The following is an 851-nucleotide window of genomic DNA, read 5'->3' as shown; positions in this document are numbered from 1 at the left end:
GGCTTTGCCGGCCGCGAGGCGCTCGTCCCCCGCAGGGGGAGAGGGGGCTACACGCAGTGAGCCCCAACAGGGGGACTTCCTTCTTGACTGCGGTCAATTGCCATCGCCGTCCGGGGTGCCTACAATGGCACCAGCTTGTCGGGGTGCCAAGGATGTTTCCGTGAGGAGGCTTTCGAGGCTGAGATCGCAGTATGCGAGACCCGCTGAACCTGATCGGGATTATCCCCGCGTAGGGAACAACGCAATTGGCTCCGGAACTCCGCAGCGGCACACCAGGTGCCACCGATGGACCCCCGGCTCCCCAGCAGGCACCCCACCTTCTGGAGAACCACATGGCCAAAACCCGACTCACCGTTGACACCCAAGACCTCACCAGTCGCATCACGCGCGCGCCATTTCCGGGCTCCGCCAAGATTTACATCGAAGGCTCGCGCCCCGACATTCGCGTTCCGTTCCGTGAAGTCACGCTGACCGACACGCTGGTGCACGAAGGCGCCGGGGAGCCGCGCCGCGAAGCCAACCCGCCGCTGCGTTTGTATGACGCCTCGGGTGTCTACACCGACCCGGCTTCGCCGATCGACATCACGCGTGGCCTGCCGCCTTTGCGCGGCGCCTGGATCAACGAGCGCCAGGACACTGAAGCCCTGCCCGGCATCAGCAGCGCCTACGGCCGTGAGCGCCTGAACGACCCGGCCCTGGCCGCGCTGCGCATGGCGCATGCGCCCGTGCCGCGCCGCGCCAAGGCCGGCGCCAATGTGTCGCAAATGCATTACGCGCGCAAAGGCATCATCACCCCCGAGATGGAATACATCGCGGTGCGCGAAAACCTGGTGCGCGCGCAACTGGCCGAG

Annotated in this window: 1 pseudogene and 1 riboswitch; the pseudogene reads left to right on the top strand. The window is 66.3% G+C overall.

Features of this window, described 5'->3' with window-relative positions:
- Positions 1 to 129 precede the first annotated feature (129 nt).
- A riboswitch (TPP riboswitch) is annotated at positions 130 to 253 on the top strand.
- Positions 254 to 332: 79 nt separating this feature from the next.
- Positions 333 to 851, top strand: a pseudogene (locus AC1D1X_RS24630) (phosphomethylpyrimidine synthase ThiC); the annotation flags it as partial.

This window comes from Polaromonas sp. P1_G4 (assembly GCF_056405475.1).
The sequence above is the reverse complement of the archived record's forward strand: the minus strand, read 5'-3'. Positions and strand labels throughout refer to the sequence as shown.